Source organism: Nocardioides ferulae (genome assembly GCF_003660455.1).
Classification (GTDB): Bacteria; Actinomycetota; Actinomycetes; order Propionibacteriales; family Nocardioidaceae; genus Nocardioides; species Nocardioides ferulae.
On record NZ_QZVR01000007.1, the window covers coordinates 254,984 to 279,359 of the forward strand.

The 24,376-nt window shown below is 73.8% G+C and carries 19 protein-coding genes; 16 read left to right on the forward strand and 3 right to left on the reverse strand.

Annotated features, from left to right (window positions below):
• The first annotated feature begins 39 nt into the window (after positions 1 to 39).
• The 12 genes from D6B71_RS11310 to D6B71_RS11365 all read left to right on the forward strand — a co-directional run bounded on the left by D6B71_RS11310 (position 40) and on the right by D6B71_RS11365 (position 13,369).
• The gene (locus tag D6B71_RS11310; RefSeq protein WP_240641318.1) at positions 40 to 1,287 is read left to right on the forward strand and encodes a pyridoxal-phosphate-dependent aminotransferase family protein; all 1,248 of its coding nucleotides are present in this window, start codon (positions 40 to 42) and stop codon (positions 1,285 to 1,287) included.
• Positions 1,284 to 2,570, forward strand: a complete 1,287-nt coding sequence (locus tag D6B71_RS11315) for an allantoate amidohydrolase (protein ID WP_121255035.1) — start codon at positions 1,284 to 1,286, stop codon at positions 2,568 to 2,570. The genes D6B71_RS11310 and D6B71_RS11315 overlap by 4 nt, the downstream gene beginning before the upstream one ends.
• Positions 2,570 to 3,376 carry a MurR/RpiR family transcriptional regulator gene (locus D6B71_RS11320; protein WP_121255037.1) on the forward strand — a complete coding sequence of 269 codons (807 nt, stop codon included), beginning with the start codon at positions 2,570 to 2,572 and terminating at the stop codon, positions 3,374 to 3,376. The genes D6B71_RS11315 and D6B71_RS11320 overlap by 1 nt, the downstream gene beginning before the upstream one ends.
• A complete protein-coding gene (locus D6B71_RS11325) occupies positions 3,376 to 4,209 on the forward strand; it encodes an FAD binding domain-containing protein (protein WP_121255039.1) in 834 nt (277 codons plus the stop codon). The genes D6B71_RS11320 and D6B71_RS11325 overlap by 1 nt, the downstream gene beginning before the upstream one ends.
• A complete protein-coding gene (locus tag D6B71_RS11330) occupies positions 4,206 to 6,956 on the forward strand; it encodes a molybdopterin-dependent oxidoreductase (protein ID WP_121255041.1) in 2,751 nt (916 codons plus the stop codon). The genes D6B71_RS11325 and D6B71_RS11330 overlap by 4 nt, the downstream gene beginning before the upstream one ends.
• Entirely contained in the window at positions 6,953 to 7,462 is a 510-nt protein-coding gene (locus tag D6B71_RS11335) for a nucleoside deaminase (RefSeq protein WP_121255043.1), read from the forward strand. The genes D6B71_RS11330 and D6B71_RS11335 overlap by 4 nt, the downstream gene beginning before the upstream one ends.
• Positions 7,463 to 7,653: 191 nt before the next feature.
• Positions 7,654 to 8,754, forward strand: a complete 1,101-nt coding sequence (locus tag D6B71_RS11340) for an ABC transporter substrate-binding protein (RefSeq protein ID WP_121255045.1) — start codon at positions 7,654 to 7,656, stop codon at positions 8,752 to 8,754.
• Entirely contained in the window at positions 8,754 to 9,593 is an 840-nt protein-coding gene (locus D6B71_RS11345) for an ABC transporter ATP-binding protein (protein WP_121255048.1), read from the forward strand. Before D6B71_RS11340 ends, D6B71_RS11345 begins: the two co-directional genes overlap by 1 nt.
• Positions 9,590 to 10,390 carry an ABC transporter permease gene (locus tag D6B71_RS11350; RefSeq protein ID WP_121255050.1) on the forward strand — a complete coding sequence of 267 codons (801 nt, stop codon included), beginning with the start codon at positions 9,590 to 9,592 and terminating at the stop codon, positions 10,388 to 10,390. The genes D6B71_RS11345 and D6B71_RS11350 overlap by 4 nt, the downstream gene beginning before the upstream one ends.
• Positions 10,387 to 11,244 carry an ABC transporter permease gene (locus D6B71_RS11355; protein WP_121255121.1) on the forward strand — a complete coding sequence of 286 codons (858 nt, stop codon included), beginning with the start codon at positions 10,387 to 10,389 and terminating at the stop codon, positions 11,242 to 11,244. The genes D6B71_RS11350 and D6B71_RS11355 overlap by 4 nt, the downstream gene beginning before the upstream one ends.
• A complete protein-coding gene (gene add / locus D6B71_RS11360) occupies positions 11,241 to 12,308 on the forward strand; it encodes an adenosine deaminase (RefSeq protein WP_206051687.1) in 1,068 nt (355 codons plus the stop codon). Before D6B71_RS11355 ends, add begins: the two co-directional genes overlap by 4 nt.
• On the forward strand, positions 12,305 to 13,369 hold the full coding sequence (locus D6B71_RS11365) for an isopenicillin N synthase family dioxygenase (RefSeq protein WP_121255052.1): 1,065 nt from the start codon (positions 12,305 to 12,307) through the stop codon (positions 13,367 to 13,369). Before add ends, D6B71_RS11365 begins: the two co-directional genes overlap by 4 nt.
• A gap of 6 nt (positions 13,370 to 13,375) precedes the next feature.
• Here the strand turns inward: D6B71_RS11365 and D6B71_RS11370 are convergent, their stop codons facing one another.
• Complete coding sequence (locus tag D6B71_RS11370) at positions 13,376 to 13,963, reverse strand: TetR/AcrR family transcriptional regulator (protein WP_121255054.1); 588 nt, start codon at positions 13,961 to 13,963, stop codon at positions 13,376 to 13,378.
• A 25-nt stretch (positions 13,964 to 13,988) separates the two neighbouring features.
• Between D6B71_RS11370 and D6B71_RS11375 the strand changes: the two genes are divergently transcribed.
• A complete protein-coding gene (locus D6B71_RS11375) occupies positions 13,989 to 14,900 on the forward strand; it encodes an alpha/beta hydrolase (RefSeq protein WP_121255056.1) in 912 nt (303 codons plus the stop codon).
• Between the two features lie 144 nt (positions 14,901 to 15,044).
• Here D6B71_RS11375 and D6B71_RS11380 read toward each other — a convergent pair whose 3' ends face one another.
• Positions 15,045 to 16,052: an alpha/beta hydrolase gene (locus tag D6B71_RS11380; protein ID WP_126688245.1), complete on the reverse strand. Its 1,008-nt coding sequence runs from the start codon at positions 16,050 to 16,052 to the stop codon at positions 15,045 to 15,047.
• A gap of 104 nt (positions 16,053 to 16,156) precedes the next feature.
• On the opposite strand from D6B71_RS11380, the gene malQ reads away from it, so the two are divergent.
• A complete protein-coding gene (gene malQ / locus D6B71_RS11385) occupies positions 16,157 to 18,010 on the forward strand; it encodes a 4-alpha-glucanotransferase (RefSeq protein WP_206051688.1) in 1,854 nt (617 codons plus the stop codon).
• Here the strand turns inward: malQ and D6B71_RS11390 are convergent.
• Positions 18,007 to 19,521, reverse strand: coding sequence for a serine/threonine-protein kinase (locus tag D6B71_RS11390; RefSeq protein ID WP_121255062.1), 1,515 nt, complete (start codon positions 19,519 to 19,521; stop codon positions 18,007 to 18,009). The genes malQ and D6B71_RS11390 overlap by 4 nt on opposite strands.
• A gap of 206 nt (positions 19,522 to 19,727) precedes the next feature.
• On the opposite strand from D6B71_RS11390, the gene D6B71_RS11395 reads away from it, so the two are divergent.
• Positions 19,728 to 22,709 carry a hybrid sensor histidine kinase/response regulator gene (locus D6B71_RS11395; protein ID WP_121255064.1) on the forward strand — a complete coding sequence of 994 codons (2,982 nt, stop codon included), beginning with the start codon at positions 19,728 to 19,730 and terminating at the stop codon, positions 22,707 to 22,709.
• A 111-nt stretch (positions 22,710 to 22,820) separates the two neighbouring features.
• On the forward strand, positions 22,821 to 24,376 hold a 1,556-nt coding region (locus D6B71_RS23785; RefSeq protein WP_276310998.1), incomplete at its 3' end, for a histidine kinase dimerization/phospho-acceptor domain-containing protein.

Genomic DNA, 24,376 nt, shown 5'->3' on the forward strand with positions numbered 1-24,376 from the left:
CCGTTTCCTAGCGTGCGGAGGACCGTCGAGAGGACCCCCGTGCCGCACCAGCCGATCCACGCGCAGATCAACCCCCCGGCCCGCCTGCTGATGGGCCCGGGGCCGATCAGCGCGGACCCGCGGGTGCTGCGCGCGATGTCGGCCCAGCTGGTCGGGCAGTACGACCCCGCGATGTCGGCGTACATGGTCGAGACGATGGCGCTCTACCGCGAGGTGTTCCGCACCGCCAACCAGCACACGCTGCTGGTCGACGGCACCTCCCGCGCCGGCATCGAGGCCGCGCTGGTCTCGCTGCTCGAGCCCGGCGATCGGGTGCTGGTGCCGGTCTTCGGCCGGTTCGGCCACCTGCTGGTCGAGATCGCCGAGCGCTGTGGCGCCGAGGTGCACACCGTCGCCGTGCCCTGGGGCGAGGTGGTCGACGCCGAGCAGGTCGAGCGGGCCGTCGTGGCGGTGCGACCCAAGGTCCTCGCCGTGGTGCAGGGCGACACCTCGACCACGATGTGCCAGCCGCTGGCCGACCTCGGCGAGGTCTGTCGCCGCCACGGCGTGCTCTTCTACTGCGACGCCACCGCCTCGCTCGGCGGCAACGCCTTCGAGGCCGACGCCTGGGGGCTCGACATCGCCACGGCCGGGCTGCAGAAGTGCCTCGGCGGCCCGTCGGGGAGCGCCCCGATCACGATCTCGCCGCGGGCGGCCGAGGTGATCGAGGGACGCCGCCACGTCGAGGCCGGGCTCACCGAGGAGTCCGACGAGCCCCGAGGCACCCGGATCGCCTCGAACTACTTCGACCTGGCCATGGTCATGGACTACTGGGGCCCGCGCCGTCTCAACCACCACACCGAGGCGACCACGATGCTCTACGGCGCCCGCGAGTGCGCGCGGCTGCTCGTCGAGGAGGGGCTGGACCAGGCGGTCGAACGGCACCGGCTGCACGGCACCGCGATGCTCGCCGGCGTCGCCGGCCTCGGCCTGGGCGTCTTCGGCGACCCGGCGCACAAGATGAACAACGTCGTCGCGGTCGAGATCCCCGGCAGCCTGGGCGCCGCCGGCGGCGAGCGGGTGCGGGCCGCGCTGCTCGCCGACTTCGGCATCGAGATCGGCACCTCGTTCGGGCCGCTGCACGGCCGCGTGTGGCGGATCGGCACCATGGGCCACAACGCCCGCCGGGACGCCGTGCTCACCACGCTCGCCGCGCTGGAGCAGGTGATGCGCGCCGAGGGCGTGCCGGTCACCGCCGGCGGTGGGGTCGGCGCGGCCCGCGAGGTCTACCAGGGCGTGGCGGCATGAGCAGCGCCTCCCTCGTCCTGGCCCGCTGTGCCGAGCTCGACTTGCTCTCCGCCCGTCCCGACGCGCTCGAACGGGTGCACCTGTCGGCCGAGCACGCCGCCGCGAACGCACTCGTCGCGAGCTGGCTGACCCGGGCCGGGCTGCGCGCCCGGGTCGACGCGGCCGGCAACGTGTGCGGACGCCGCGAGGGCCGCGAGCCGGGGCTGCCGGCGCTGCTGCTGGGCTCGCACCTCGACACCGTGCCCGACGCCGGCAGCTTCGACGGGATGCTGGGCGTGGTGATGGCGGTCGCGGTCGCCGAGCGGCTGGGCGACAGGGTGGACGAGCTGCCGTTCGCGCTCGAGGTGATCGGCTTCTCCGACGAGGAGGGCACCCGGTTCGGCACCGCGCTGCTCGGCAGCCGCGCGGTCGCCGGCAGCTGGCGCGAGGAGTGGTGGGAGCTGCGCGACCGCGACGGCATCACCCTGCGCGAGGCGTTCGTCGGGTTCGGCCTCGACCCCGACCGGGTCGGCGACGCGGCCCGCCGCCCCGAGGAGATGGTCGGCTACCTGGAGGCCCACATCGAGCAGGGGCCCTTCCTCGAGGCCGCCGACGCCTCGCTGGGCTACGTCACCAGCATCGCCGGCGCCCGGCGCTTCCAGCTCACCGTGCACGGGGAGGCCCGGCACGCCGGCGGCACCCCCTACGCCCGCCGCCGCGACGCGCTCGTCGGCGCTAGCGAGATCGTCACCGCCGTGGAACGGCTGGCCCGCGCCACCGGCGAGCAGGGCTGCATCGCCACCGTCGGCCGGCTCGAGGTGGCGCCCGGCGCCGTCAACGTGGTGCCCGGCCGCGCCGACCTCAGCCTCGACCTGCGCGCCGCCACCGACGCCGAGCGCGACGCCATGTGGCAGCGGATGCACCGCACGATGCTCGACCTGTGCGCCGCCCGCGGGCTGCGCCTGGAGGTCGTGGAGACCCACACCGCGCCCGCCGCCCCGTGCGCTCCCTGGCTGCGGGAGGCGGTCGCCGCCGGCATCCGGCACGCCGGCGACCCGGCGGCCCCGGGCCTGTGGAGCCGCGCCGGGCACGACGCGATGGCGCTGGCCGAGGTCACCGACATCGGGATGCTCTTCCTGCGCTGCCACGACGGGATCAGCCACGCCCCCGACGAGGACGTCCGCGAGATCGACGTCGCCCGCGGTCTCGACGCCCTGGAGCAGACGGTGCTCGAGGTAGCCGCGGCCGTCGAGGCCCGCGGCGCCCGCCCGGCGTACCCGGCGAGCCTGACGGAGGTGCCCTGATGCGCATCGACGAGCGGATCGCCCGGCACCACGGCGAGCTCTCCCCCCAGGAGCAGCGGGCCGCCGGCACGCTGTTGGAGCACCTCGACGACCTGGCCACCTACCGGGCTGCCGAGCTGGCCCAGCTCGCCGGTGTCTCGAAGGCGACGATGAGCCGGCTCTTCCGGCACCTGGGCTTCACCGACTTCGACGAGGTGCGCGAGCACCTGCGGGCGCTGCGCTCGGCCGGCGAGCCCCGGCGGGTCGACGGCACGCCGTCGCTGACCGCACACGCCGCCCACGAGGCGGAGACGATCGGTCGCACGCTGGCCCAGCCCGGCATCGACGAGGCGGCCGCGCTGCTGGCCGGCGCCGCCAGGGTCACGGTCGCGGGCTGGCGCAACGGCTATCCGGTGGCGCTGCACCTGCGCCAGCAGCTCGCCCAGGTGCGTCCCGACGTGCGGGTGGCGCCGGCGCCCGGGCAGGTGATGGGCGAGGAGCTCGCCGATGTCGCGGCCGGCGACGCGTTGGTGGTGATGGGCTTCCGGCGGCGTCCGGCCGGCTTCGCCGAGCTGCTCGCCGAGGCGGCCCGCAGCGGCGCCGGCGTCGTGCTCGTCGCCGACCCGACCGCGGCCCGCCACGCCGCGCACGCCTCGGTCTGGCTCGAGTGCGACGTGCAGAGCCGGCTCGCCTTCGACAGCTACGCCGCGGCGATGAGCCTGGTCAGCGTGCTCGCCGACGGCGTGCTCGCCCGGGTGGGGCGCACCGGTCAGCAGCGGGTCTCCGCGATCAGCGGCGCCTACACCCGGCTCGCGGAGGTGGAGTGATGGACCTGGTGGAGGTCACCGACCACCGGTGGGCCCGCACCCGCGCCGACCTGCGGCTGGCACCCGGCGAGCGGCTCCTCGGCGGCGGCACCTGGCTGTTCTCCGAGCCCCAGCCGGGCACCACCGGACTGGTCGACCTGACCACGATGGAGTGGCCGGCCTGGGAGGCGCTGCCAGGCGGCGGCCTTCGGATCGCCGCCACCTGCACCATCGAGGAGTTGCAGGCCGTCCCCGGCGCCGTGCTGGGCGGCGCCGCCCGCGTCGTCCACGCCTGCGCCGACGCGCTGCTGATGTCGTTCAAGGTGGCGGCCTGGGCCACCGTCGGCGGCAACCTGTGCCTGGCACTGCCCGCCGCCGCGATGGTCTCGCTCACCGCCGGCCTCGGCGGCGAGGTCGTCGTCTGGACCCCCGACGGCGGGGAGCGCCGGGAGCCGGTCGCCTCGTTCGTCACCGGCCCGGGCAGCACCACGCTGGCGCCCGGCGAGGTGCTGCGCGCCGTGGACCTGCCCGCCGCGGCCCTGGCTGCCCGCACCGCGTTCCGGCGTACCTCCCTGGCCCGGCTGGGGCGCTCGGCGGCGGTCGTGGTCGGCCGGGCGAATGCAGCCGGCACCACGCTCACGCTCACCGCCGCCACCCCCCGGCCGGTCGTGCTCGCCTTCCCGGGCACGCCGCCGTGGGTCGAGGTCGACGAGGCGGTGCGCGCGATCACCGACTGGTACGCCGACCCGCACGGCGCGCCGGACTGGCGCCGCGCGATGACCCGCCGGCTGGCCGCCGAAGTGCTCGCCGAGCTCGGTGACGTGACCCCGCCGTGGACGGGAGGGACGGCATGAGCGTGGTTGTCAACGGTCTGGCACAGCCCGAGGCACCGCGGCCCGGGCAGTGCCTGCGCGGCTACCTGCGCGAGCAGGGCCACCAGGCGGTGAAGAAGGGCTGCGACGCCGGCGACTGCGGGGCCTGCTCGGTGCTGCTCGACGGCCGGCCCGTGCACTCCTGCCTGGTCCCCGCGGTGCGGGCCGAGGGCCGCGAGGTCACCACGGCGGCCGGGCTCGGCACCCCCGACGACCTGCACCCCGTGCAGCGCCGGTTCGCCGAGGCTGCCGGTTTCCAGTGCGGGTTCTGCACCGCCGGGTTCGTGGTCACCGCGGCCGGGATCGGGTGTGGTGGCGGTGGCTGCGACCGTCACGACCTCGACCGGCGGTTCAAGGGCAACCTGTGCCGCTGCACCGGCTACCGGTCGGTGCGCGACGCGCTGACCGGAGTCGCCAACGTGGAGCAGCTGGGCGGGTTCGGCCGCTCCACGCCCGCCCCGGCCGGTCGCCGCGTGGTCACCGGCCGCGAGCCCTACACCCTCGACATCGACGGCGACGTCGAGCACCCGGGCCTGCCGGTGCGGCACGTGAAGCTGCTGCGCAGCCCGCATGCCCACGCGCGGATCGTGCGCGTCGACACCACCCGGGCGGAGGCGCTGCCCGGAGTGCGGCTGGTGCTCACCCACCGCGACTCCCCCGACGTGCTCTACTCCACCGCCCGGCACGAGAGCCGCCTCGACGACCCCGACGACACCCGCCTGTTCGACGATGTGGTGCGGTTCCACGGCCAGCGGGTCGCCGCCGTGGTGGCCGACGACGCCGCCACCGCGGAGCGGGCGGTGGCGCTGATCGAGGTCGACTACGAGCCGCTGCCCGCGGTCTTCGACCCCGCCCTGGCCCGGCTGCCCGGCGCCCCGGCGCTACACGCCGACAAGGACCCCACGGCGTCCCGGATCGCCGACCCGGCCCGCAACCTGGTCGCGGCCACCCACGGCGAGGTCGGCGACGTGGCCGCCGGCCTGGCCGCCGCGGCCGCCCGGGTGCGCGGCACCTGGACCACGCCGCGGATCACCCACGGCGCACTGGAGACCCACGGCGCCCGGGCCTGGGTCGACGCCGACGGCCGGCTGGTGGTGCGCACCAGCACCCAGGTGCCCTACCTGGTCCGCGACGAGCTGGCCCACCTGTTCGGCCTCGGCCCCGGCCGGGTGCGCGTAATCGCCGCCCGGGTCGGCGGCGGGTTCGGCGGCAAGCAGGAGCTGCTCGTCGAGGACGTCGTCGCGCTCGCCACGCTGCGGCTCGCCGAGGCGGGCGAGCCGGCCGCGGTGCAGCTGGAGCTGACCCGCGAGGAGCAGTTCACCGCGGTGCCCTGCCGCCACCCGATGCGGGTCGCCGTCGAGGTCGGCGCCGACGCCGACGGCGTGCTGACCGCACTGCACGTCGACGTGCTCAGCGACACCGGCGCCTACGGCAACCACGGCCCGGGGGTGATGTTCCACGGCGTGCACGAGTCGGTCGCGGTCTACCGCTGCGCCAACAAGCGGGTCGACGCCGAGGCGGTCTACACCAACAACCTGCCCTCGGGCGCGTTCCGCGGCTACGGGCTGGGCCAGGTCGTCTTCGCCATCGAGTCCGCCCTCGACGAGCTGGCCCGCGACCTCGGCCTCTCGGCGTACGAGCTGCGGCGGCGCAACGTCGTCGTGCCCGGCGACGAGTTCGTGGTCAACGGCCCCGCCGGCACCGACCTCGAGTTCGGCTCCTACGGGCTCGACCAGTGCCTCGACCTCGTGGAGCGGGCCCTGGCCCGCGACGCCGGCGACCCGGCGCCGGCCGGCTGGGCGGTCGGTGAGGGCATGGCGCTGTCGATGATCGCGACGATCCCGCCCCGCGGGCACCACGCCGCGGCGTCGGTGACGCTCGCTCCCGACGGCGCGGTGACGGTGCGGGCCGGCACCGCCGAGTTCGGCAACGGCACCGCCACCGTGCACGTGCAGCTGGTCGCCGAGGAGCTCGGCTGCGCACCCGACCGGGTGACGCTGCTGGCCTCCGACACCGACCGGTCCGGCTACGACAGCGGCGCGTTCGGCTCCACCGGGTCCGTGGTCGCCGGCGTCGCCGTGGCCGCCGCGGCCCGTGCGGTGCGCGAGCGGCTGCTCGAGCTCGCCGGCGGCGGGGTCCCCACCTCCGACGGCGTACGCCGTCCCGACGGGTCGCTGGTCCGCTTCGCGGAGCTGCTCGAGGCGCCACTCACCGCGGACGGCAGCCACGACGGCCGGCGCCGGTCGGTGGCGTTCAACGTGCACGGCGTCCGGGTGGCGGTCGACCGCGGCACCGGCGAGGTGCGGGTGCTGCGCTCGGTGCAGGCGGTCGACGCGGGCGTCGTGATCAACCCCGAGCAGCTGCGCGGCCAGGTGGAGGGCGGCGTCGGCCAGGCCCTCGGCAGTGCGCTGCTGGAGGAGATGCTGGTCGCCGACGGCGAGGTGCTGACCCGTGGCTTCCGCGGCTACCGGATGCCGCAGCTGGCGGACCTGCCGGTGACCGAGGTGCTGTTCGCCGACACCGTCGACGCGCTCGGCCCGCGCGGCGCGAAGTCGATGAGCGAGGCGCCGTTCAACCCGGTCGCGCCCGCGGTCGCCAACGCGGTCCGCGACGCGATCGGCGTGCGGCCGCACAAGCTGCCGATGACCCGAGACCGCGTGTGGCGGCTCGTCCACGATTCCGGACTCTCGCCCCTCTCCCCCGCCTCACGCCTGCTGGAGGACGCATGACCACCATCCCCACGCCTCGCCCCTCCGGCAGCGCCACGGAGGCCGATCGGCTCTGGCTGGGCCACGCGGTCGAGCTGGCGGTCGCGAACGTCGCCGCGGGCGGCGGCCCCTTCGGGGCGGTGATCGTCCGCGACGGACGCCTCCTCGCCACCGGCCAGAACCGGGTCACCCGCGACCTCGACCCCACCGCGCACGCCGAGGTGTCGGCGATCCGCGCCGCCTGCCGCGAGGTCGGCGACTTCGCGCTCACCGGCTGCACGCTCTACACCTCCTGCGAGCCGTGCCCGATGTGCGTCGCCGCCTCGCTGTGGTCGCGCGTGGACCGGGTGGTCTTCGCGGCCGACCGCCACGACGCCGCGCGCGGCGGCTTCGACGACCTCGCCTTCTACGAGCTGCTCGGCGCCGACCCCACGACCTGGCCGACGCCCGTCGTCCCCGCTGCGCACCCGGCGGCGACCGCCCCGTTCGAGGCCTGGCTCGGCAAGGGCGACCGCACCCACTACTGAACTGCCGGTCTGCAACGACCGGAACGCGACCGGCTGTCATCTGCAACGAGCGTTTTAACCACCGCGAAACGCGACCAGCGAGGCCCCGCAACAGCGGCTCCCTAGCGTCCCTCACGACTCGGGTCACCACTCACGACAGACCCCCGGGCAGGTCGACAGAACGGCCGCCCACGATCAGGGAGAGACACACCATGAGCCAGCTGCCGACGCCCCCCGGCGCCCGCCCCCGACCCACCCGGCGCGCCCGCCGCGGCCTGCGCATCACCGCCCTCCTCGCCGTGGCCGCGCTGGGCCTGGCCGCCTGCGGCTCCGACGACGAGGAGGCCGAGGCCGCCGGCGGAGACGGTGCCGGGGACTTCGGCGCGATCACCCTCCAGCTGTCGTGGATCAAGAACGCCGAGTTCGCCGGCGAGTTCATGGCCGACACCAACGGCCACTACACCGACGTCGGCTTCAGCGCGGTCACCATGGACCCCGGCCCGGGCGCCATCGAGACGCTGGTGGCCACCGAGGACGCCGACTTCGGCCTCAGCAACGCGGTCTCGACCGCACAGGTGATCGCCGAGGAGGACGCGCCGCTGAAGATCGTCGGCACGAAGTTCCAGAAGAACCCGTTCACGATCCTCTCGCTCGCCGACGGCGGCGACATCGCCACCCCCGAGGACCTGGTCGGCAAGAAGATCGGCGTCCAGGCCGGCGGCAACGAGACCCTCTTCGACGCGCTGCTCGAGGTGAACGGCATCGACCCGGCCGACGTCGAGAAGGTGCCGGTCGAGTACGACCCCGCCCCGCTCATCGACGGCGAGGTCGACGGCTTCCTGGCCTACATCACCAACGAGTCGATCACCGTGCAGGCCGAGGGCTACGAGGTCACCAACCTGCCCTTCGCCGACAACGGCCTGCCGTTCGTGGCCGAGTCGGTGATCACCACCGAGCGGATGATCGAGGAGGAGCCGGAGAAGGTGAAGGCCTTCCTGGAGGCGGAGATCCGCGGCTGGCAGGACGCGATCGCCGACCCCGAGGAGGGCGCCCGGCTCGCGGTCGAGGAGTACGGCAAGGACCTCAAGCTCGACATGGAGAAGGAGGTCGAGCAGTCCGAGGTGCAGATGGGGCTGATCGTCACCCCCGAGGTCGAGGCCAACGGCCTGTTCACGATCACCGACGAGCTCGTCGACCAGTGCCTGAGCACGCTGGCCGCCGCCGGCATCGAGATCGAGGCCGACGAGCTCTTCGACCTCTCGCTGCTCGACGAGCTGCTCGAGGAGAAGCCCGAGCTCACCGAGCTGCCGTGATGACACAGACCCACCACCTCGGTGCCGGAGGAGCACAGGCCGGCTCCTCCGGCACCGGGGTGCGCCTCGAGGGCCTCACCAAGACCTTCCGGGTCGGCCGCCGCAGCGTCACCGCCCTCCAGGACGCCTCGCTGTTCACCGACAAGGGCAGCTTCCTGTCCCTGCTCGGCCCCTCGGGCTGCGGCAAGTCCACGATCCTGCGCATCCTGGCCGGGCTGGAGACGCCGACCTCCGGCACGGCGCTGGTCGAGGGGCGTACGCCGCTCGAGCTGCGCCGCGAGCACGGCCTCGGCATCGCCTTCCAGGACTCCGCGCTGCTGCCGTGGCGCTCGGTGGTCTCCAACATCCGGCTCCCGTTCGAGGTGTCGGGGCAGAAGCCGGACGAGGCGCTGGTCGCAGAGCTGGTCCGGCTGGTGGGCCTGGAGGGGTTCGAGAACGCCAAGCCGGCCCAGCTCTCCGGCGGCATGCGGCAACGGGTCTCGATCGCCCGATCGCTGGTGGTCAAGCCGTCGGTGCTGCTGCTCGACGAGCCGTTCGGTGCCCTCGACGACATGACCCGGCAGCGGCTCAACGTCGAACTGCTGCGCATCTGGACCGAGAAGCCCGCCACCACGCTGATGGTCACCCACGGCATCTCGGAGGCGATCTTCCTCTCCGACCAGGTGGCGGTGATGAGCCCTCGGCCGGGCCGGGTCGTCGAGGTGATCGACGTGGACCTGCCCCGGCCGCGGCTGCCCGAGGTGATGCGCACCCCTGAGTTCCACGCGCTGCACGACCGCGCCTCCGAGCTGCTCTTCGGCGGCGGTGGCAGCGGCGCCGCTGACGGCGGACCGTCATGAGGCCCCGTCTGCTCCCGGGCGCCGCGACGCTCCGCTCCCTGGGCACCGGCGCCCTGGGGCTGCTCGGCCTGGTCGCGCTGTGGTGGGCGGCGGCGCTGACCGTGCTCTCCGGAGCGCGGGTGCCCACCCCCGACGGGGTCGTCTCGTCGGCGATCGACGACGGCTGGTCGTTCTACTCGCTGCACTTCGCGATGACCCTGCAGGAGGCGGCGGTCGGCTTCGGCTACGGCACCGGGGCGGCGGTCCTCCTCGCCTCGGTGGTGCTGCTCCTCCCGGCCGCCGAGCAGCTGATCATGCAGGTCGCCGTCGTCACCTACTGCGTGCCGCTGGTCGCGATCGCACCGGTGCTGTTCATCGTGATCGGCAACCCCGACGAGGGCCAGCGCTCCGGCACCGCCACCGCGCTCGCGGCCCTGTCGGTGTTCTTCACCACCGTGGTCGGCACCGTGCTCGGCCTGCGCTCGGCCGACCGGGCCAGCCTCGACGTGGTCAGCGTGTTCGGCGGCGGCCGGCTGCGCCAACTGGTCACCGTGCAGCTGGTCGCGGCGCTGCCCTCGCTGCTGGCGGCGCTGCGGATCGGTGCGCCGGCCGCGTTCTTGGGCGCGATCCTCGGCGAGTACGTCGGCGGGGTGCAGCGCGGGGTCGCCCTGGTGCTGAAGATCGCCCAGCAGAACGTCGACGTCGAGCAGGCCTGGGCGGTCGGCATCGGCTGTGCGCTGGTCGCCGGATTCTTCTACGGACTGTTCGGCCTGGTGGCCCGCGTGGTGACGCCGTGGTCGAAGGGGGCGGTGGCATGAGCACGCCGTCCGACCTGCTGAGCGGGGGTCTCGGCAAGCTCGACCACCGGGGCAGCCACGCGCTGATCGGCGCGGTGCTGCGCGCGGTCGGCACGATGGCGCTGGTGCTCGCGGTGGTGCTGCTGCTGTGGGTCGCCGGGCTGCGGCTCTTCGACGTGTCCGACTATGTCGGCAAGGGCCCGGCCGACGTGTGGGCCAGTCTGGTGACCGACGAGGACGCCGGCGAGCTGCGCGCGGAGATCTGGCCGCTGCTGGGCAAGACGCTCCTCGACGCCGGAGTCGGGTTCCTCGCCGGGATGACCGCCGCGGTGGTGCTGGCGGCGCTCGTGGTGCGCTACCGGGTGCTGGAGAGCACGGTGATGCCGGTGGCGCTGGTGCTGCAGACCGTGCCGCTGATCGCGCTGGCGCCGATCCTGATCCTGCTGGTGGGACGCGGCTACGCGATCGTCGCGATCATGAGCGCGATCGTGGTGCTCTTCCCGGCACTGGTGAACATCTCGCTCGGGCTGCGCTCGGTCAGCCCCCAGATGCGCGACCTCGTGCTCGTCTACGGCGGGTCGCCCACCACGGTGCTGCGCCGGGTCGCGTTCCCGTCCGCGCTGCCGGCGCTGTTCGCGTCGGTCCGGATCGCGGTGCCGGGGGCGATGACCGGCGCGCTGCTGGCCGAGTGGCTGGCCACCGGCAAGGGCATCGGGTACGCCGTGGTGTCGGCCGCGGGGCGGTCGCAGAACGCCAAGGTGTGGGCCCTGGTCGTGGTGGTCACGCTCACCGCGCTGCTGCTCTACCTCGCCGCCCAGCTGCTCGAGGCGGTCGTGCTGAACCGGTTCGCGCAGGCTCCGGGGCGGTCCTCGTGACCTCGGTCGACGCGATGGTCGCGGCGCTCCCCAAGGTCAGCCTGCACTGCCACCTGATCGGTTCGGTCGCTCCGGCCACCGTGCTCGACCTGGCCGCCAAGCACGGCGTCCGGCTGGGCCGCACCGCCGAGGAGCTCTACGACCACGGCAGCTACGAGGACCTCGGCGAGTTCCTTCGGGTGCTCGACGTGGTCGGCTCGCTGATCCGCGACGCCGACGACTTCCACCGGGTCGCCTACGAGTCGCTCACCGACGGCGGCGCCGCGCACGGCGTGCTCTACCGCGAGATCCAGCTCAGCCCGCCCGGCCACCCCGGCGTGCCCTATCCGACACTGCTCGAGGGCGTGCTCGCCGGCGTCCGCGACGCGGAGGCCGACAGCGACATCCGCGCCAACCTGGTCGTCGGGATCTGCCGGGAGCGGTCCGGGGCCGAGGCCGTCGACCTGGTCGAGACCGTCGCGGCCCACCGCAAGGGGACCGACGGCGAGCGGGTGCTCGGCATCGGGCTCGACTACGCAGAGGTGAAGGGCCCGCCGGGGCTGTTCGTCGAGGCCTTCCGGCTCGCCGCCCGGCACGGTCTGCAGCGCACCGCGCACTCCGAGTCGGGCCCGCCGGCGCACGTGCTCACGCTGCTCGACGAGCTCGGGTGCAGCCGCGTCGACCACGGCTACCACGTCGTCGACGACCCCGACATCACGACGCGCTGCGTGGCCGAGCAGGTGCCGTTCGTGTGCACCCCGGTCAGCTCCGACATCGGCCGCTACTCCGGCAGCGGCGACGGCACCCACCGTCGCATCGCCGAGATGGTCGACGCCGGGCTGCGCGTGTGCATCGACTCCGACGACCCGCCGATGTTCGGCACCGACCCGAGCCACGACTTCCGGGTGCTGGCCCAGGCACTGGGCTACCGCCGCGACCAGCTGGCCGCGTTCACGCTGAACGCGGTCGACGCCTGCTGGCTCGACGACAGCGAGAAGGCCGCGCTGCGGGCGCGCGTCGAGGCGCTCGTCGCCGTGACCCCAGACGTCCCATCCGCCCCGAGCCCCGAGGAGGGCCCCCGATGAGCGAACCCGCCCCCTTCCACGTGCCCACCGTCGACATCGGCGCCTACGTGAGCGGCGGCGACGAGGCCGACCGCCTCGCCGCCGCGACGGCGTTCGACGAGGCCGCGCGCACCGTCGGCTTCGTGCAGGTCACCGGCCACGGCATCCCCGTCGAGGTCACCGACGCCTTCGCCGCCGCGCTCGACGGCTTCTTCGGCCTGCCGCCGGAGGCGAAGCGGGCCTATCGCACGCCGCCGGAGGTCAACCGCGGCTACGCCCCGCCGAAGACCGAGTCGCTGAGCCTCAGCCTCGGCCTGGCTCCCGCGAACCGGATGCACGACTTCTTCGAGGCGTTCAACGTCGGCGCCGCGGTCAGCGACTATCCAGGGCTGGACCTGCCCGAGGAGGACTACCCGGAGAACGTCTGGCCGGCCGAGGCCGAGGGCTTCCGGGAGGCGGTCACGGCCTACTACGACGAGGCGGCGCGGGTGGCGCGCACCATGACGGCGATGTTCGCCGACGCGCTGGGCCTGCCGGCCGGGTTCTTCGCGCGCTACACCGACCACAGCCTCGACGTGCTGCGGATGAACAACTACGCCCTCGAGCCCGGCGAGATCGAGCTCGACGGTGACCTCACCGGCATGGGCGAGCACACCGACTACGGCATCGTCACCGTGCTGTGGGCCGACCAGGTGCGCGGCCTGCAGGTGCTCGGCCGCGACGGCGGCTGGCACGACGTGCTGCCCGCCGACGGCGCCCTGCTGATCAACCTCGGCGACCTGATGGCGCGCTGGACCAACGACCGCTGGATGTCGACGCTGCACCGGGTCAAGCCGCCGGTCGTCGACGGCCGGATCGAGCGGCGGCGCAGCGCGGCGTTCTTCCACGACGGCAACGTGGACGCGGTGATCGAGACCCTGCCCACCTGCCTCGACGTGACCAACGACGGTGCCTTCAGCTCGCCGTACCCGCCGATCACCGTGGGCGGGCACATCCGCGCGAAGCTGGCCGGCTCCCGGGCAGGGGTCGCGAACACCGAGGCCGAGCGCGAGGCGGCGCGGGTGTTGACCGCCCGGGGCTGAGCCCGCTCACTCCCGGCCCGCCGCGAGCACCCGGAGGGCGGCGTCGACGGTCTGCTCGGCGAGGCCCTCGTCGAGCGGGGGCAGCCCCGGAAGCAGCGCGCGCATCAACAGCGGACCGGTCAGCAGGTCACAGATCCACTCGGGATCGTGCCCGCCCGGGATCTCGCCCCGGAGCACCGCCCGGTCGAGAATGCGGGCGGTCGCCTGCCTGCGGGGCGCGAGGAACCGGTCGGCGAAGCGCCGGCCGGTGGCCGGGTCGAGGCCCACCTCGTCGATCAGGCCGCCGGCCGCGCCACGCAGCACCGGGTCGGCGAAGAGCCGGAGCTGGTGGCTCTGCAGCGCCGTGAGGTCACCGCGCAGGCTGCCGGTGTCGTGGGTGGGGTCCTCACCGAACCGGTCCAGCAGCGCCGCGACCACCAGCTCGGCGCGCCCCGCGTAGCGACGGTAGAGCGACGGCTTCGTGGTGCCGGCCGACCTGGCCACCGCCTCGACGGTGGTGCCCGCGTAGCCCTGGGTGGCGAGCAGCTCGCAGGTCGCGTCGAGCAGCGCCCGGTCGAGGCGGGCATCGCGGGGCCGACCAGGGTTGACCGACATGCGTTCCTCTCCGTAACGTATTCGAATGCGCTCTGAGCACACTATCGACGGCGTCGACGGCACGCCGCTGCATGCCTGGCTCTACCCGGCCGCCGAAGCCACCGGCCCCGCCCCCGCAGTCGTGATGGCCCACGGCATCGGTGGGGTGAAGTCGGCCGGCCTGGCCCCCTTCGCCGAGCGATTCGCCGCCGCCGGCTACACCTGCGTCGTCTTCGACTACCGGCACTGGGGCGCATCCGGAGGCACGCCACGTGAGCTGCTGTCGATCCGGGCCCAGCTCGCCGACTACCGCACGGTCCTCGCCTGGACCCGCGACCGCGCGGAGGTCGACCCGGCCCGGCTCTTCGTCTGGGGCACCTCGTTCGCCGGCATGCACGTGCTCGAGCTCGCCGCCAGCGAGCACGGCCTCGCCGGCGCGGTCGCCCAGTGCCCGCTGGTGGACGGCCTCGCCGGCGTGCTCAACGTGCCGCCGGCCCGCGGGCTCCGTCTGATGCGGCAGGCGCTGACCGACCGGGCCGGCGCGCTGCGGGGCAGGGACCCGGTCTACCTGCCGCTGATCGTCGAGCCCGGCGAGTTCGGCGTGATCGCCACCGACGACGCCATGCTCGGCCTGCGCCGACTCTCGCCCACCGACGGCACCCCGTGGCCGAACCGGATCACCGCTCGGAGCCTGCTCGACGTGACGTTCAGCCGGCCGGCCCGGAGAGCCCCGCGCGCCAGGTGCCCGCTGCTGCTGGTGGTCGCCGAGCACGACACGATGGCCCCGACGCGCCCTGCCGTGCGGGCCGCCGCCCGGGCTCCGCACGGCGAGCTCTACCGCAGCCGTGGCGGCCACTACGACGTCTACGCCGGCGGCACCGACCACGAGCAGGTGCTGGCCGTGGAACTGGCGTTCCTGGACCGCCGGTCGGGTCGGGGTCGGCTAGGAGGCTGCTGAACAACTGCTCGTCGCGAGCGTCGCGATGCGCGTGCGATGGCCAGGCGCCGGAGGGAAGGCAGGCTGGGCGCCTGTCGACCGACGGCAACGCAGCCAGTGTGCGTGCAGCGCGGCGCGCAGCAGAGCGTGTTGTTCAGCAGGCTCCTAGCTCGCGAGCAGCGCGGCCCGCTGCGAGGCGACGATCGCCCGCATCGCCGGGCGGGCCGCGTGGCTGAGGTAGGGGAAGCTCAAGAACCCGTGCGGCATCTGGTGGAAGTCCTCGACCCGGGCCGGCACGCCCGCCCGCACGAGCTGCTCGGCGTAGGCGACGCCGCTGTCGTGCAGCGGGTCCAGCCCGGCGACCACGACCACCGCGGGCGGCAGCCCGGTCAGGTCGGGGCAGTGGAGCGGCGAGAGCCGCCAGTCGGAGCTGTCGACGGGGTTCGCGGGGTCGTCGCAGTAGTGGCCGTGGAAGACCTCCAGCCCGGCGTGGCTGAGCACGATGCCGTGCGCGTTGTCGCGGTAGGACGCGGTCTCCTTCAGGCCCTCGGTGAGGTCGGTGGCCGGATAGATCAGCGCCTGGTGGGCGATCGAGGGTCCACCCTCCTCCCGGGCCATGATCGTGGTGACCGCGGCCAGGTTGCCGCCTGCACTGTCGCCCATCACGCCGACGCGGGAGCCGTCGGCGCCCAGCCGGTCTGCGTGCTCGACCGCCCAGACCAGCCCGCCGTAGCAGTCCTCGACCGCGGCCGGAAACCGGTGGGCCGGCGCGAGCCGGTAGTCGACCGAGACGACGACGGCGTCGAGCCCGCGCGCGACGACGCTGCAGGTCCAGTCGCACTGGCGGGCGCTGCCGAGGGCGAAGCCGCCTCCGTGGAAGTTCACGACCAGCGGCCTGGGGCCCGTGGCGGCGCGGGTTGGCGTGTAGATGCGCAGCGGCACCGGCCCATGCGGCGCCGAGAAGGCATCGGTGTGCACGCGCACCCCGCGCTGGCGGTAGCCCAGCACCGCCCCGGCCGCCAACGCCGCGGGGCCCCGGTCGGGGATCTGGGCCTGCTGGACGCGGCGCAGCACCTCGTCGTCCATGTGCTCGATCGAGAACGTCGTGCTCGCGCTCATCAGCGCATCGACGACCCGCACTCCGGGCCGCAGTCCCTTCACCCGCTGTCGCAACGTCGCCTCCCAGGCTGACCACCGGCGTCCGGCGTCGAGCGTAGTCAGTCACACCACCGCCCCCGTCTCGCATGCGCGGGCCCGCTACGGGCACAGTTGCGTGCATGAACCACATGCACGGCGGAGCCGACGTCGACGACTGGGGCATCCAGCGCAGCTACTGGGACACCACCGGGCAGCTGCGGCACGCCCCCGACGAGGTCCTCGACCGGATGCGCGAGGTCATCGGCCGCCCCCCGGAGGGGTTCTTCGAGCGCACCCCGATCGTGACCCGCCCGGGGCGCTGGCTGGGCCTGGGCGAGGTCGAGGTGACCCTCGAGGACGGCGAGGTCCGCCGCGTCGGCGACCACCTGCCCGACGACTTCCCGCTCGGCTATCACCGGCTGCGCACGGCCGACGGGGTCGAGCGCCGGCTGATCGTCTCCCCTGGCCGCTGCTGGCTGCCGGAGCGGCAGAGCTGGGGCTGGACGGTCCAGCTGTACGGCGCGCGCTCGCGGCGCAGCTGGGGCATCGGCGACCTCGGCGACCTACGGCTGATCCGGGAGTGGACCGAGCGGCTCGGCGGCGGGTTCGTGCTGGTCAACCCGCTGCACGCCGCCACGCCGCTGTCGCCGCAGGAGGCCAGCCCCTATCTGCCGGCCACCCGCCGCTTCCGCAACCCCATCTATCTGCGGGTGGAGGAGGTCGCGGGCTTCTCCCCCGACGACCTGGCCGGCCTCGAGTCCGACATCGCCGCGCTCAACGCGGCACCGCTGGTCGACCGCGACGCGATCTGGCCGCTGAAGCGGCAGGTGCTGCGGACGGCCTTCGCCCGCAGCCACGACGACCCGGCGTTCGCGACCTGGCGTGCCGGGCTCGGCCGGATGGTCGAGGACTACGCCACCTGGAGCGCGCTCACCGACCAGCACGGCCCCGACTGGCACGACTGGCCGGCGGAGCTCCGGCGCCCCGACGCCCCCGGCATCGAGGACTTCCGCCGCGAGCACGCCGAGGCCGTCGACTTCCACGCCTGGATGCAGTGGCAGCTCGACGTGCAGCTGCGTGCCGCCAGCGGCGAGCTGACCGTGCTGCAGGACCTGCCGATCGGCGTAGCCGGCGGCGGCGCCGACGCGTGGGGCTGGCAGGACGTGCTCGCCCAGGGCGTCAGCGTCGGCGCGCCGCCGGACGCGCTGAACGCCAACGGCCAGGACTGGGGCTCCCCGCCGCTGGTGCCGTGGCGCATGCAGGCGATGGACTACGAGCCGTTCATCGAGTCGATCCGCGGCACCATCGCCGGCGCCGGCGGCCTGCGCATCGACCACGTGATGGGGCTGTTCCGGCTCTACTGGATCGTCGAGGGACTCGGCCCCCGCGAGGGCGTCTACGTGCGCTACCCGGCCGACGACCTCCTCGACATCGTCGCGCTGGAGTCGCACCGCGCGCAGGCCGTGATCGTCGGCGAGGACCTCGGCACCGTCGAGCCGGGCGTCCGCGAGGCGCTCGCCGAGCGCGGGATCCTCTCCTACAAGGTGCTCTACTTCGAGGACGCCGAGCCGCAGTGGTGGCCGCAGAGCGCGATGGCCACCGTCACCACCCACGACCTGCCCACGGTCGCCGGGCTGTGGACCGGCTCCGACGCGGTCGACCAGCTGGCCAGCACCGACCTCTCCCACGAGCAGGTCTACGGCGGACGCGACGAGCTGCTCGGCCGGGTGCGCCGCCAGGGGCTCGCCGACGGCGCCGGCGTGCAGGACGCCGTCGACGCGGCGTACCGCCAGCTGAGCCAGGCGCCGTGCCTGCTGCTCTCGCTGGCCCTGGAGGACGCGGTGCTCGAGGAGCGCCGCCCGAACGTGCCCGGCACGGTGGAGCGGGAGAACTGGCGGATCCCGCTGCCGATGCCGCTGGAGGAGCTGGTGGCGAGCGAGGACTCCGCGCACCTGGCGCGGCTGGTCGGCGGGGCGGTCGCGGAGCGCGGTTAGCCCACGACCTGGTCGCCCACGATCCGGTAGCCGTCCCCGGTCTTCTCGGTTTCGATCAGCCGCGTCTCGCTCTCGGAGCCGTCGGCCGTGACGTAGGTGAGATCGACCTCGACACCGTCGGGTCCCGAGGGCCGGGTGTCGTCGACGGTGACGGACTCGACCGTGCCCCAGAAGCCCGCATAGCCCTCCGGCCCGCCGGCCTGGTCCTGCATCGGCGGCGACAGCCAGGTCCAGGCGGTGTCGGTGTCGCCGGGCAGCAGTGCGTAGTAGCTCTCGACGAAGTCCATCCGGCTGCCGGTCGTGGGAGCGCCGTTGCCCTCGGTCGTCTCCTCCGACTCCTCCGGGTCGTCGGCGGACTCGGTCTCCTCGACCGGCTCCGGCTCCTCGGTGGGCGGAGACTCCGACGGCGGCTCCGTGGCCTTGGTCTCGCGCTCGCCCGGCGTGGCGCCGGCGCTCGGCGCGTCGTCCTGGTCGCCGTCGCCCAGCGAGGCGTAGGCCAGGGCACCGACCAGCAGGAGCGCGGCGACCAGCGCCACGACCACCCACGGGCCGCGGCGGCGACCCTCGGGCGGCGGCCCGGCCGGGGCGGGCTCAGCCGGGGTGGCCGGTTCGACCGGCTGGGCCGCGAACGCCTCCGTCGGCGGGTCCACCGGCGCGGCCACGAGCGTCGCGTCGCCGCCGGGGGCGCCGGACGCGGCGGCCTCGAGCGCCTCGGCGGCCCGGCGCATCGACCACCGCGAGGCCGGATCGGGATCCAGCATCCGGGTGAGCGCCTCGCCCAGGGCACCGCCCACCGAGGGCCGTGGCGGCTGCTGGGAGGCGATCGTCGCCAGCAGCGCCAGCGCGTTGCCCTGGTCGGGGTAGGGCGGGCGGCCCTCGACGGCCGCGAAGAGCGTCGCCCCGAGCGCCCACACGTCGGCGGCGGGCGTCGGCTCCTCGCCCCGGGCCAGCTCCGGGGAGAAGTACGCCGGGGTGCCGGTCACCAGGCCGGTGCGGGTGAGCTGGCTGTCGCCCTGGGTGCGGGCGATGCCGAAGTCACCCACCTTGGCCACGTCGCGACCCGCCTGCCCCTCGGACGTGCCGGTGACGACCATGATGTTGCCGGGCTTGACGTCGCGGTGCACCGTGCCGCGCTCGTGGGCCGCCGCGAGCCCGCCGGCGACCTGGGCCCCGATCCGGGCCACCCGCTCGGCCGGCAGCGGCCCGAGCTCGGCGGTCAGCTGGGCCAGGGTCGGGCCGGGGACGTACTCCATCACCAGCCAGGCGCGATCGGGCTCCTCCACGACGTCGTAGACCGACACCAGATGCGGGTGGCTGAGCGCCGCCGCGGAGCGGGCCTCGCGCAACGCCCGGGCCACGTCGTGACCGGACTCCCCCGGCAGCCGGCCGACCTCCTTGAGGGCGACCTCGCGGCCGAGCCGCTCGTCGAGGGCCAGCCAGACGCTGCCCATGCCGCCGCGCCCGATCTCGCGCTCCAGGCGGTAGCGGCCGGCGACGGGTGGTTCGGGCATGGCGCTCCTCCGTGGGTCGGGCAGGTCCAGCTACCGCTACCCAGGATCAGACCGAAGTAGGCGTTTCCCCACGCCGCCGAAGCCCACGGGGGCATGATTTCAATGAGATGGTGCCGGGGGAGGGACCGTAGGCTCGTCATACCCTGACGTGCCCGCAGCACGGAGGGGTGGAGCCGAGCTTGCAGTCGACGGGAGGTCCGGACCAGGTGAATCCGCGTGTCCGTCTCCTCTCCTTCGCCGGCGTCGTCGTCCTGCTCGCCGTCCACCTGCTCTCGCCGATCGGCAACCTCGGCGACACGACGTACACGGTCGTGGTCTTCTTCGGCGCAGGCCTGGGCTGGGTCGGCGCGGCGCGGGCACCGGCGGGTGCCCGGCGGGTGCCGGTGCTCCTCGCCGCGGGCGTCACCGCCTCGGCGCTCGCCGACACGATCTGGATCGTCTTCGACCGCATCGGCGTCGAGCCGGACGCCTCGATCGCGGACGTCGCCTACATGCTCGGCTACGTCTTCCTCGCCTGGGCGCTGATCATCCCGCTGCTGAGCGACCGGCACCGCCGGCTCGACCTCGACGCGCTCATCGACGTGCTCACGGTCGGCACCGTCAGCCTGATGTTCCTATGGACCTTCACCATCGACGCGATCGTCACCGACGACAGCTACAGCGTCTTCGAGCGCGCGGTGCTGACCAGCTATCCCGTCGCCGACGCGATCCTGCTCGCGCTCACCGCCCGGGTGCTGTTCTCGGCCCGCTCGCGCACCACGCTCGGCCTCACGTTCGCCCTCGGTCTCAGTGCCTGGCTGCTCGCCGACATCGCCTACCTGGTGGTCGACCTGGAGACCGCGTGGAAGAGCGGTCTGGCCGACCTGGGCTGGATGCTGGGCGCGGTGCTGGTGGGCCAGGCCGCCTGGCGTCACACCACCCCGGCAGCGGCGCCCCCGGAGCCCGTGCCCGACGTCGACCCACGACTGATCCTCGGCCGGGTCAGCGTCGCGATCGGTCCGCTGTTCGTGCCACCGGTCTTCGTGGTGGCGCTGCGCGCGGCCGGACGGCTCGACGAGACCAAGGCGCCGTACGTCGCCATGGTCACGCTGCTGCTGCTCACCTTCGTGCGCACCGCCCGGCTGCTCCGCTCCGAGGCGGTGGCCCGGGCCGAGGTGGCGCGCAGCCGTCGCTACTTCCAGAAACTGGCCGACAACTCCTCAGACGCCGTCGTGCTGCTGGGCCCCGACGGCAGCGTCGTCGACCACACCGCGCCCGCCTCCGACCTCACCCGGCACGATCCGGGCGGCCGGACCTTCGACGTGAGCGACTGGATCTCGCTGCTCGCGCCCGACGACGCCGAGCGGATGACGGCGCTGTTCGCCGAGATCGTGACCACGCCCGGTCAGGTGTTCCTCGACGAGTCGAAGGTCACCGACGCCGACGGCAACACGGTGTGGCTCGCCTCGCGCATCGTCAACCTGGTCGACGACCCCGACGTCGGCGGCATCGTGATCTCACTCTCCGACGTCACCGCCCGCAAACAGGCCGAGGTCGAGCTCGAACGCGCCCGTGACGCCGCCCTCGAAGGCTCCCGCGCCAAGTCCGCCTTCCTCGCCACCATGAGCCACGAGATCCGCACCCCCCTCAACGGCGTCATCGGCCTCACCGGACTACTCCTCACCACCGACCTCGACGAACGCCAACACACCTACGCCCACGGCGTCCAAACCGCCGGCAACGCCCTGCTCGGCATCATCAACGACATCCTCGACTTCTCCAAGGTCGAAGCCGGCCGCCTCGAACTCGAACACATCGACTTCGACCTCCTCGACCTCGTCGAGGAGACCGCCCAACTCCTCGCCGACCCCGCCCGCGCCAAGAACCTCGAACTCCTCGCCTACTGCTCCCCCGACCTCCCCCTCGGCCTGCGCGGCGACCCCGGCCGACTCCGCCAGGTCCTGCTCAACCTCACCTCCAACGCCATCAAGTTCACCGAGACCGGCGAGGTCGTCCTCGCCGCCCACCTCGACGACGTGACCGCCGACGGGGTGGTGGTCCGGTTCGAGGTCACCGACACCGGCATCGGCATCGACCCCGCCCAACGCGACCACCTCTTCGAAGCCTTCTCCCAAGCCGACTCCTCCACCACCCGCCGCTACGGCGGCACCGGCCTCGGCCTGGCCATCAGCCGCCAACTCGTCACCGCCATGGGCGGCACCATCGGCGTCGAGCCACGCACCCCCACCCGCAACAACCCCACCGGCAGCGGCTCCACCTTCTGGGTCCGACTCCCCCTCCCCCTCGCCCACCACCAACCCACCACCACCGCCCCCACCGACCACGGCCCCGACCCCCTCGCCGGCCACCGGGTCCTGGTCGTCGACGACAACCACACCAACCGCCTGATCCTCCACGAGCAGCTCACCGCCTGGGGCTTGCACGTCGACCTCGTGCCCGACGCCGAGAACGCCCTCGATCGCCTGGCCAACGCCGTGGCCGAGGACCAGCCCTACGACCTGGCCGTGCTCGACCTGTGCATGCCCGGCACGGACGGCCTCGAGCTGGCCGCCCGCATCACCGGCTCCCCCTCACTCGGCGGGCCCGGACTGGTGCTGCTCACCTCCGGACCCGACGTCACCACCGATCAGCTGCAGAGCGCCGGCATCCGCCGGGCGCTCAGCAAGCCGGTGCCGCTCCACCAGCTGCACCAGATCCTGCGAGAGGTGCTGCGGGAGGTCCGCCCCGGGCCCCGCCGACTCCCCGACCGCGACGCACAGGCCCCGAAGACCGACGCGGTGCCGCGCGACGGCCAGGGTCACGTGCTCGTCGTCGAGGACAGCGAGATCAACCAGCTCGTCGCCGTCGGCATCCTCGAACACCTCGGCTACACCACCGACGTCGCCCCCCCCGGCCAAGCCGCCCTCGGGGCCCCCGAGCACACCCCCTACGACGCCGTCCTCATGGACTGCCAGATGCCCGTCATGGACGGATCCGAAGCCACCGCCCACATCCGCGCCCAACGCCTCGGCGGCCCCCACCTCCCCGTCATCGCCATGACCGCCGCCGCCATCGAAGGCGACCGCGAACGCTGCCTCGCCGCCGGCATGGACGACTACATCGCCAAACCCGTCACCCCCGACGAGGTCCACACCACCCTGAATCGCTGGATCTCCGCCCGCACCGACGCCAGCAGACGCACCCACTGAGCGTGGTCTCCGGTTAGCCCGACCGGAGCCCGGAGGAACGCTCACCCGGACACCGAACCGGTCGATAGGACCTGGGGAGTCCCAGCCATCGTTTCCGGGGAGCCAGCCAGCATGCGGTCCATCGCATTGTCCATCGCGGCTGCCATCTGCCTGCTCACGCTGGCGGCCGTGCGACTGGACCTCCCCTTCGAGACCGTGGACACCGCCTACTTCCTGGTCCGCGCGGGAGCGGCGGCCTTCGCCTGCGCCGCCGCGCTGCGCTGGCCGCCCGGCCGCCGGTTGCTACCCGCGCTGATCGCGGCGGGTCTGGCCTTCCAGACGGTGGGCGACGCGGTCTTCGCCATCTACCTCGCTGCCGGCCGGTCCGGGGAGGCCAGCTGGGCCGACCCGGTCTATCTCGCCAGCTTCACGTGCTTCGGCGTGGCCCTGACCTTGCCGATCCGCCGGGCGCCCCGCGGGCAGCGCCAGGAGGCACTGCTCGACATCCTCACCGTGACGACGCTCGCGGTCACCTTGCTGTGGGCGCCGGTGCTCCGGGAGATCCTCGGCGACCCGTCCCGACCGGCGGCCGCCCGCGCCCTCCTGGCCGTCTACCCGGTCGCCGACGTGTTGGTGTTCGCGGTGCTGCTCCGGGTGCTGGCGACGCACCGCTGGCGGTTCGACCTGGGCTGGACGCTGGCAGCCGGGGTCGCCTGCTGGTTCGCAGCCAGCCTGCACCGGGCGCTCGGCACGGACCCCCACGACCCGCAGGCCATGCTCGGCTGGCTCGTCGGAAGCGTGCTGATGGCCGCGTCGACCCGTCCGCCCGGACCGGCCGTGATCGAGCGCTGCACGACCGCTCCCCGCGAGGACCGGTCGCCACGGTGGGTCGGAATCGGACAGCTCACCATCGCGATCGGGCCGCTGATGGTGCTGCCCGTGCTCGACCTGCTGAACTCGTCGGAGGACGGCCACCAGCAGGCACCCAACTACGGCATGGTGGTGCTGCTGGCGCTTGCGTTCGTGCGCACCGCACGCCTGCTCCGGTCGGAGGCCCTCGCCCGCGCCGAGGTCTCCCGCAGCCGTCGCTACTTCCAGAAGCTCGCCGACAACAGCTCCGACGCCGTGTTCCTGCTGGACGCGACAGGGGAGGTGCTCGATGCAGGCCACGGCGACACCTCGGAGGCGTCGGACGGGCTCCCCGCGCACGCCGAGCTCCGGTCCTGGGCCGAACACCTGGGCGACGCCGACACCGCGCGACTGACCCAGCTCTACCTCGACCTGCTCGAGCAACCCGGCCAGACCATCGTCGAGGAGGCCCCGGTCACCCTGCCCGAGGGCCGGGAGGTCTGGCTCAGCGCCCGGTTCACCAACCTGGTCGAGGACCCCGACGTCGGCGGCGTGGTCGTCTCGTTGTCAGACGTCACCGCCCAGAAAGAAGCCGAACAGGAACTCGAACGCGCCCGCGACGCCGCCCTCGAAGGCTCCCGCGCCAAGTCCGCCTTCCTCGCCACCATGAGCCACGAGATCCGCACCCCCCTCAACGGCGTCATCGGACTCACCGGACTGCTCCTCACCACCGACCTCGACGAACGCCAACACACCTACGCCCACGGCGTCCAGACCGCCGGAGGTGCCCTGCTCGGCATCATCAACGACATCCTCGACTTCTCCAAGGTCGAAGCCGG

What these genes read in the sequence shown, in the direction of transcription:
- D6B71_RS11315 (WP_121255035.1), top strand. Translation starts at nt 1,284, where the DNA reads ATGAGCAGCGCCTCCCTCGTCCTGGCCCGCTGTGCCGAGCTCGACTTG.
- D6B71_RS11320 (WP_121255037.1), top strand. Translation starts at nt 2,570, where the DNA reads ATGCGCATCGACGAGCGGATCGCCCGGCACCACGGCGAGCTCTCCCCC.
- D6B71_RS11325 (WP_121255039.1), top strand. Translation starts at nt 3,376, where the DNA reads ATGGACCTGGTGGAGGTCACCGACCACCGGTGGGCCCGCACCCGCGCC.
- D6B71_RS11330 (WP_121255041.1), top strand. Translation starts at nt 4,206, where the DNA reads ATGAGCGTGGTTGTCAACGGTCTGGCACAGCCCGAGGCACCGCGGCCC.
- D6B71_RS11335 (WP_121255043.1), top strand. Translation starts at nt 6,953, where the DNA reads ATGACCACCATCCCCACGCCTCGCCCCTCCGGCAGCGCCACGGAGGCC.
- D6B71_RS11340 (WP_121255045.1), top strand. Translation starts at nt 7,654, where the DNA reads ATGAGCCAGCTGCCGACGCCCCCCGGCGCCCGCCCCCGACCCACCCGG.
- D6B71_RS11345 (WP_121255048.1), top strand. Translation starts at nt 8,754, where the DNA reads ATGACACAGACCCACCACCTCGGTGCCGGAGGAGCACAGGCCGGCTCC.
- D6B71_RS11350 (WP_121255050.1), top strand. Translation starts at nt 9,590, where the DNA reads ATGAGGCCCCGTCTGCTCCCGGGCGCCGCGACGCTCCGCTCCCTGGGC.
- D6B71_RS11355 (WP_121255121.1), top strand. Translation starts at nt 10,387, where the DNA reads ATGAGCACGCCGTCCGACCTGCTGAGCGGGGGTCTCGGCAAGCTCGAC.
- D6B71_RS11365 (WP_121255052.1), top strand. Translation starts at nt 12,305, where the DNA reads ATGAGCGAACCCGCCCCCTTCCACGTGCCCACCGTCGACATCGGCGCC.
- D6B71_RS11370 (WP_121255054.1), bottom strand. Translation starts at nt 13,963, where the DNA reads ATGTCGGTCAACCCTGGTCGGCCCCGCGATGCCCGCCTCGACCGGGCG.
- D6B71_RS11375 (WP_121255056.1), top strand. Translation starts at nt 13,989, where the DNA reads ATGCGCTCTGAGCACACTATCGACGGCGTCGACGGCACGCCGCTGCAT.
- malQ (WP_206051688.1), top strand. Translation starts at nt 16,157, where the DNA reads ATGAACCACATGCACGGCGGAGCCGACGTCGACGACTGGGGCATCCAG.
- D6B71_RS11390 (WP_121255062.1), bottom strand. Translation starts at nt 19,521, where the DNA reads ATGCCCGAACCACCCGTCGCCGGCCGCTACCGCCTGGAGCGCGAGATC.